The organism is Gordonia sp. 852002-50816_SCH5313054-c (assembly GCF_001665925.1).
Lineage (GTDB): Bacteria > Actinomycetota > Actinomycetes > Mycobacteriales > Mycobacteriaceae > Gordonia > Gordonia jacobaea.
In genome coordinates, this window is the sequence record NZ_LZTE01000039.1 from 1 (window position 1) to 7,753 (window position 7,753).

Consider the following 7,753-nt stretch of genomic DNA (forward strand, 5'->3'; position numbering starts at 1 on the left):
CCGGAGACCAGGGGCGTCTCACCTCAACGACACGCCGCGGCCCTGACCAGGCATTGCCCGCTCAACTTCGAAGAGCCGGTTTGCCTGCGCAGGACCCGACCGTAGCCGCCATCCTCGGGTCAAGCGCAAACATCGTCTTCACGACGAGTGGCTGGGAAAGTAACAACATCCCGGGCGCGATTACCGGGCGAGATACCTTGGCCGCTTGGTGGCGTACTCAAGAGGTGGCATGGGACTCCAGGAATTCTGGGAATCGGTGTACAAAAAGTGGGCGAAGGACACTAGTTGGACGTTCGGTGCAAGCGACAAGACATGGCTTCGTCTTCGGGCGGCCTCGCTGATCGCAGGGATATCGGCCGACCACAATGCGTGGCGATCCACCGCAGGAATACTCGCCGAGCGGATGGTCATGACTGCCGACGCGGGACCGGATCGCGAGTATGTAACAAACGCTTTGAGCCTCCTGCGCCAAACAGGTGACCAGAAGTCTGTCGAGCTTGCCGTCCGGCATCTGCTGCGCAACGGGCCAGCGGGTCCGGTGATCGATGACGTCAACGTAATCGACCTTGAACGTTCCACATCGACATCTGTCCGTGCGGATCTCGCGGCGCTGCAATCTGCCGCAGACGTTCTGGTAGCCGACAGGTCGGACCGGCACATTGCGTTTTTGCTTGAAGTACTGAGAGACCCGACTTCGTTCGGCGAGCGTGTAAAGGCCACATTCTGGGTCAGCCGCGCAGTCCTGGAAACCATGTCAGATCTGCTTCTGAGTGCGTCGAAGGAATCGGTCCGCGATATTGTCGACCACGTTATTTCGCTTCCTCAGATGGATGATCAGCTCATGGCACATCACTATGCTGGGCTTATCCGGGAGATCCCAGAGGACGCATGGATCGGTTCAGATCTGGTTGCTCTTGAGCAGCGAGGAGAAACAGACAACTTTGAATTGGCGGAAGCAATCTCAGAAGTGCTAGCGAAATGCGACCCGTCTGTTCGGGATGCGCTCCGCACAAGAATCGCAGACGGTGATATCGCATCCCTTCAAGCGTTTGGCGACGTACGCGACCTCGGCCAAGAGACTGCAGCAGGTCTCATCGCGAATCTCGCTTCTAAGGTTGCCAACGACATCGAAGAACTTGGGCGAGGCCAATACTCACATCGCAGCGTGAATTACGCTGGAGTGCTGGTGTTGATAAACGCGTGCTACCCAGATCAGGCCGACTGGGATCCTGTTCTCGAACTCTTGATGCTGAAATCACTTTATTCGCAACAACTTACGGCACCACTCGAGAGCTTTAGAAAGTTGGGTGGCTTAATCCCCGAACCCGTCGTGATGCGGATTATTCCCGTCCTCCGGTCCCTGGTGATCAACCCACCCAGCCAGGACCCATTCTTTGGGCCGGTGGTGGATGTAGTCGGCGCTGCGGCAGCTGCGCTTGCGGCGGTACGACCTAATGAGCTCGGCGACTCTGAACTGGCTCACTTTCTCACCGGGAGCGAGGACCGCCGAGTGGCGGCAGTACGGGTGATTGCCGCGCGAGAGCGACCAGCAGACCTGACCGCCTTAGCTGTTCTCTCAAAGGACCCGTCTGTCGATGTACGTGCACAGGTGGCGTTCGGCCTCGCACAGTGGATCGGCAAGGGAATCACAGACCAACGGGTGCTCGATCTTCTCACGCACGTCCTCGACGATGGGGAACGCTCGTCGCAAAAGCAGTGGCGGGACCACTTGAACAGATGACGCCGGAAGCCGCCACTCAGCCGCTCGCAGAAATCCTTAGGGAGCATCCATCCGCGAGCGTTCGTCGCTCAGTCGGCGTGCATATTGCCAGCGGAGGACCTGCGGATTCCCTGGTCGGCCCACGCGCTCAGAACCCGCCACCACCGGACACTCAGTCACTGTGATTCGCCGATAACTTAGCAGGAACCAACCCATGAATGCTCTTGTCCGCCATGAGAGTCGGCGCGCGATAGCCGACCTAGTCAGAGTTGCATGCCACCAGCTGTGGACTAAGAACGAGTTTTCCGATCGCACTATCCTCGAGCTAGAGCCTCGATCGCCTGCGTGGCGAGGTGTTCTGTCTTGGTCGCGTTCTTGAACAAGCTCGCGGTGTACCCCCCGTACTCGTCCTCGCCATTCTTCGTGATTGTGTCGAGGACGTTAGTCGTCAGATCGGCTGCCCGATCGAGAATGGTATTCCAGTCCGTGGCAGGGTCCTCAATACCTGACAAGTCGAGTTTCGCAAATACGACGTGGGCGACAAGTCGATTGCCGTGTACTGCGTACCCACGCTCCCTGGTGTCGAGCCCCGCCTTGAGTTCGTCAAGCTTCGCGTCAATTGCGCGAAGAATCCTGACTGATCGCCAGACTCGCAAGTAGGTGGTGGTCGCATTGAATAGTGCTTTGTAGGGGGCCTTCGAGGTGTCGTCCCATAGTCGGCTTACCTCACGTTTTGCCTGCGTGGCGAGCGCAGAGGAATGTGCACACGCCAGGGCCACTGCAGCTTCGGTGAACTCGCAGCCTTTGTCGGGATCAGGACGCTCTTCACCGCTGCGGATCGCGTAGGTCAGGCCGTCAACCGAGAAATCGTCTCGCAGTCGCGTCTGTTGGGGGTCGAGTCCGACGAAGTCTCTGCCGCCGATGACGTTCTGTGTATTCGTTGCCCGTGTCACACGTTTGCCGAAGTCCTCAGGGGCAGATTCCAGCGAGATGAAGCGCACCATGACCCGAACGTTGTCGAGTTCTTGATGTTTACCTGTGCGCAGTGCGCGTGCGAGTGTTCCCACTGTCTGTGCACCGTTGACGATGCTGACTCCCTTGAGCCCGAACGTTCCTTGACGCCGCTCGGTGCCACCTGCGGGGGCTTTATCGATTGATTCGCAGAGCGCGGTGACGCCATTGTTGAAGTACCAGAACGATTCGGGGGATTCGTCTACCGTTTCTAGGACAGAAGCATTGACTTCCGAGTTTGAAAGCACCACGCGTACGTTGCGGTCGAACAGTTGTGGTCCGTGGTCACGAAGCCACGCGGCGACTTCTGTGCCGCTGACGTGGCCATAGACGGCATCGGGCGGACCTTCCAGCTTGCCCCAGTCCGACAACTCAACGGCGAAATCGATTTGTGCTGAGCGCGTGTCATCGACTAGAAGTTTGTATACGGCTCCCTGATTCAGGTAGCTAAATATCGCCACTTCGGTGGGGTCGTTGAGGGTGGCGATGTAGTCATCCATGTGACTCGCGACGGCGGGTGCTACTTGGGGTGTGCCCATCGTTACAAAGATGACCTCAATTCGGAGGTCGGTATTGAGGAGTGCATTGTCCAACTCGGTGACACGTGCGGCCACCTTGTCGTTGAAGCGCTCCCACCTCATGGTTACTAGGTCTGCCAATCCTTTCTGGAACTTCATCATTTCGTCGAGGGTTGCGCCGCCGCCGTTGCCAGCATCTGTCCACTTCGACTGCACCAGGTAGAGCTGGGGCGGGTCTGAGTCGACGAATGCAATCGCGTCGATGCCGTTGTCGCCTGGGCCGTCCGTCACACATGCTGCGGCGTCTTCATCGCTGAGACCCGCTACCTTGGTCAGCACGAAGGCTGCGAGTGCCCTGGTCAGCTGCGCTTGCTCGACGTGCGCTGCGTCGTGCGTGTCGAGATCTGAAGTGTCGATATGTGGGTAGGTCGTACTCTTCAGTCGGCGCTTGATCTGTGCCACGTGTAAGTCGCCCAAGGTCGACTCCTCTCGTTGCTCGGAGTAGCAACAGTAGCTGGGGATCTGGGTCTAAGGCTTTGGTGGTCGCTGGCAGTCACGACGAACTCGTTCGAGTAGGCGCTGTCGATCCGTCAGTATGTCAAGGAGGTACACGAATGGCACAAGAACAATATCTGGCGGTAGTCGCCCGGTATGCTCAGCGAGAATCTCGGCATTGTTGTTGAATCCATGTGTGGTGTTGCGGCGGCCATTCCATAAGTGGATTATGCGCGACTCCGGCGTGGCATCGGGATTGGGGCTAGGAATGAAGAACTCATCAGCAACCTGCTCCGCGGCTGCGAGTGCGCGACGAGCTGGTGCCATAATGATTGGCTCGATGCGATCGGGGACACGCTTGGAGACCCTGTCTATCAACTTGCTAATCCGTTTGGGCGTCATAAGCTGACCAATTCCATTACTTCCCGTAAAGCTGTCAGCCAAGATATCCATCGTCGGGAAAAGTAGCATCAATTGGGTGGCAGGGTCATTGGGCTGTCGTGTGATCGCGCAGATGCGAGCGAGTAGTTGTTCGAAGTTCAACATCCATCTTTGGTGAGCCCCGGGCCGATATATATCGTGCTCGTCCGTGTACGTCGTCGGCGAGAAAAGATCCACCAATGATCTGTCGATTCGAGTTGCCCACCAATCGATGGCCTCCGAATACGCTGCCTTATGTAGTATCGTGTTGTCGATTGAGTGGACATCGAACTCGCCGAGAGATGAGTGGTGAGCAAGGACACCGAGAGTGTCAATGAGATCCCTGGGGGCTCCGTGGCTTCGACCACCAACCTGGCGGCCAAATGAATAAACTATGACCTGCCCTATACGCGGAACTCCGAAACCCCACATTGTTGGCGAGATGTTCCCGAGAAGAGGCGCAAAGTACACCCCACCGAACACGGTTCCCTCAAGAAGGGCGCCCGAGGACGAGAACATCATCGAGTCAGGGTCCTTCTTGGACATAGCAATTATTGCGGCTGCTGTGTCGTGTCGGAGCCGAAGCATGACTTGAGGCAGTTTGGCCCATCGATAGGCGAGTTCGTTGATGCGGATATCGTGAACTGAATGTTTTGGAAAGAGTGGCTCCGTTGTCCCGTCCTCATGCGTAAGCGGAATCTGAGACAGAGTGTCGCTACCCCACTTGATTGTCGCTGGTACTTCGTTATCCGGGACTGCGACCAAGGTATTGATTACTAGCTGTACAGCTGAACGAAGGGTCGGCTGTGAAGCGAGCGCCTCATTGTGAGCGGTCAGAGCGTCAACAAGTTCGGGATTCATTCCACCGGGAATGCTTGGCGTAGGCACGCTCGAGACATCGAATCTGCTCCGCGACAACGCTGGACCGTGCAGTGTCTGTGCTTGCACAAGCGTTGTGGGATCGGCGCTAACGATCCAGTAATCGTCGTCGTCGAGTGGTTGGCGCTCAACAACGAGGCCAAGATGCTCAAGTAGTCCAGCGGGGTTTCCTCCGTACATCTCGGGAGGAAGCGAAATTTTCATTGTCGGTCAGGGTTTGTACAAGTCACGAGGTACCCGATTCGCCGGTGGGTGGTTGTGGATCTCTTCTCCGTCCTGGTCGGTGCGGCTACGTGGTGGATTCGTCGGTTGGCATGAGTCCTCCGTATCGCGCGAGATTCCACGTGGCGTGTGCGCGTTGTTGTCGAAGCTCGGTTGCGATGTTGCTTCGCGCGGACGCGTGGGCCAGGGCGTCGCCTATGAACGCGATCTCCTAGGAGGGCGACTCGTTGCGCTGAGTAGTCGGTGCCGCACCGTTTTGAGCAGAAGAGCGGTCGGGGTTCGCGGACATCGTCGGTGTGAGTGCAATAGTTGAAGCACCCTGGGTGCATGCATCGCGCGACGCGAGCGTAGTGCGTGCGATACGCAAGTAGCGCGTCAACGGTCGATGGATGTCGTAGGCGTCGCAAGCTCATATCGAGTTGTCTACTACGCATCACTGACATGGCGATGCGGGAGTCTGTGCAGATGCCGCCAACATAACTGCAGGACGCCTAGCGAGGTTGACTGGGTTGCCCGCTGCCGCGTGGCGGCGTAGACACGTCGTAAGTCGTCTGAGTTCGTCTGAGGGGTTGTTGTGTCTGATCTGACCGATTGCAAGCAGGCGCTGCTCAACGAGTTGAGCAAGCTCGTCGACGAGCGGTTCGCGATAGCCGAGGATGCCGGTGTTGATGCCGAAGTCTTCGCCGACACTCAGCGGATAGCGATGGCGATGGCTGCTGCGTTGCCATCGGTGACGGTGCACGACCAGCGGGTGGGGCCGTTCTACGACACTGCCGGACTGACCTCGTGGCTCGGTGTGAGCAAGCAGGCGATCGCCAAACGCGTCAAGCACAAGACCCTGGTCGGCTGCCAACTCGAGTCAGGTACCTGGGTGTACCCCACATGGCAGTTCACCGACGCCGCCACAGTCGACCAACATCTGCTGCAGGTGTGGCAAATCCTGCGCGAACACGCCAACGCGTGGAGCGCTGCGCTCTGGATGTGTTCGCCCAACCCCGCCCTCAACGACGAAACCGCGGTTCGCTACGCGACCGGAAGCGACGACCAGTTCGCTGAGGTCCTGGCCGCCGCACACGGCGACGCAGCACGCTGGGCGGCATGAGGGGGTAACGCTTCGCACACCGGACGAACGAGATGCCCGTACTTGCCGACAAGGACCGTGTCACACACCCCGACGACACAGCCTTCTTTAGGGACAACGATGCGATCAAGCTTGCGGGCAGTACAAACGGCGCCGCCCGACCAGTGAAGGGTGCGGCGCGCACACCTTCGCCTCCGACCCTGGTGACACTTCTGGAACGAAACGGATGAATTTGCCGTCGATCTCAGCCTACAGCTCCTACTTTGACCTAGGTAGCACCCGGTCTAAGAACGTGGGGGATATCATCGCTGGACAAGTCCCCACCCACCAACCGAGATGAGCAGTGTCGTGTGCCGCCTCGTGGCAGTGATGTCCGTTATATTCGCAAGCTTGGTAGCTGGATGTGCGGGCGGTCAACCAGCAGCTGAAACCTCGACAACCCTAGGAGCCCCTACGAGCTCTGCAAGCTTCAGTCCCGCGAGCCAACGCGAGGTTCAAGATCACGTCATCGAGCTTTTCCAACGAACTGTGAATGCGTTGCCTGCCGGAACGGCCGCCGATTCCTCCCGCTTCGGCGGGTGGGGCGCCACCGTCCCCTGCGACGACAAGGCCACGTCAAAAGACGCACCCGTGAACTACACTGACTCCCGCGACCTCAAACTCCCGCCCGGATCTGACTACAACGCGGCCGTCGCCCGCGTCGGGGACATCTGGACCTCTTGGGGTTGGAAAGTTATTGAGCGAGAAGACTTTACGAAGCCCAACCGGTTCGCCGAGGCACCCGATGCCTTCAAGTTGCAGATCGAGCTCAACAACGTCAACTACCCGCCAATCGTCACGGCTAGTTCGCCCTGCTTCAGCGGAAGACTTGTCGATTGGAATGTGCCCATGCCAGCCGTCATCGCGCACAAGAATGGGTAAGACGAAACAGTTTGGCGCGATGCGCTTTTCGGCGTCACGCGAACCGAAGACTCACAACGGCACCCAACTCGGCCACCATGGCGGCGCGCGGGCCTGGTGCACGGATAGGTGACAGGGTTAGTCACGCGGCCTGAGGGGCCTCGTGGTTGATGATGGTCTCGAATTCAATGGGGGTCAATCTGCCGAGGCGGTCCTGTCGTCTGCGGCGGTGGTAGGTCCGTTCGATCCAGTGCACGATGGCGGCCCGGAGCTCGTCTCTGGTGGCCCAGGATCGACGGTCGAGGACGTTGTTCTGTAGCAGCGAGAAGAAGCTCTCCATCGCCGCGTTGTCACCACACGCACCGACCCTGCCCATCGACCCGAGCATGCCGTGCCGGGTGATGGCCTTCTGCATCTTCTTCGAACGAAATTGAGACCCTCTATCGCTGTGCAGAACGCAGCCGGCCACGTCCCCTCGCCTGGCGACAGCGCTGTTCAGGGCGGCCA

At 58.6% G+C, this 7,753-nt stretch carries 6 protein-coding genes; 3 read left to right on the forward strand and 3 right to left on the reverse strand.

Translation table 11 applies throughout. The features are described from left to right. The first annotated feature begins 229 nt into the window (after window positions 1–229). A complete protein-coding gene (locus A5788_RS10065; RefSeq protein WP_064868316.1) occupies window positions 230–1,741 on the forward strand; it encodes a HEAT repeat domain-containing protein in 1,512 nt (503 codons plus the stop codon). Between the two features lie 293 nt (window positions 1,742–2,034). Here the strand turns inward: A5788_RS10065 and A5788_RS10070 are convergent, their stop codons facing one another. Next, the gene (locus A5788_RS10070) at window positions 2,035–3,711 is read right to left on the reverse strand and encodes an AIPR family protein (protein WP_082938041.1); all 1,677 of its coding nucleotides are present in this window, start codon (window positions 3,709–3,711) and stop codon (window positions 2,035–2,037) included. A 66-nt stretch (window positions 3,712–3,777) separates the two neighbouring features. Next, a complete protein-coding gene (locus A5788_RS10075; RefSeq protein ID WP_156525488.1) occupies window positions 3,778–5,247 on the reverse strand; it encodes a hypothetical protein in 1,470 nt (489 codons plus the stop codon). A gap of 592 nt (window positions 5,248–5,839) precedes the next feature. Between A5788_RS10075 and A5788_RS10085 the strand changes: the two genes are divergently transcribed. Together A5788_RS10085 and A5788_RS10090 are read left to right on the forward strand one after the other, a co-directional pair. Further along, a complete protein-coding gene (locus tag A5788_RS10085; protein WP_064868324.1) occupies window positions 5,840–6,367 on the forward strand; it encodes an antitoxin Xre/MbcA/ParS toxin-binding domain-containing protein in 528 nt (175 codons plus the stop codon). Between the two features lie 609 nt (window positions 6,368–6,976). Beyond that, window positions 6,977–7,267 carry a hypothetical protein gene (locus tag A5788_RS10090; RefSeq protein WP_156525489.1) on the forward strand — a complete coding sequence of 97 codons (291 nt, stop codon included), beginning with the start codon at window positions 6,977–6,979 and terminating at the stop codon, window positions 7,265–7,267. Between the two features lie 121 nt (window positions 7,268–7,388). On the opposite strand, the gene A5788_RS10095 is transcribed toward A5788_RS10090, so the two are convergent. Then, the coding region (locus A5788_RS10095) for an integrase core domain-containing protein (RefSeq protein WP_156525490.1) at window positions 7,389–7,753 on the reverse strand (365 nt) is incomplete at its 5' end.

Excerpts from the sequence above, each read along its gene's own strand:
- A5788_RS10065 (WP_064868316.1), top strand. The coding sequence starts at position 230 with ATGGGACTCCAGGAATTCTGGGAATCGGTGTACAAAAAGTGGGCGAAG.
- A5788_RS10075 (WP_156525488.1), bottom strand. The coding sequence starts at position 5,247 with ATGAAAATTTCGCTTCCTCCCGAGATGTACGGAGGAAACCCCGCTGGA.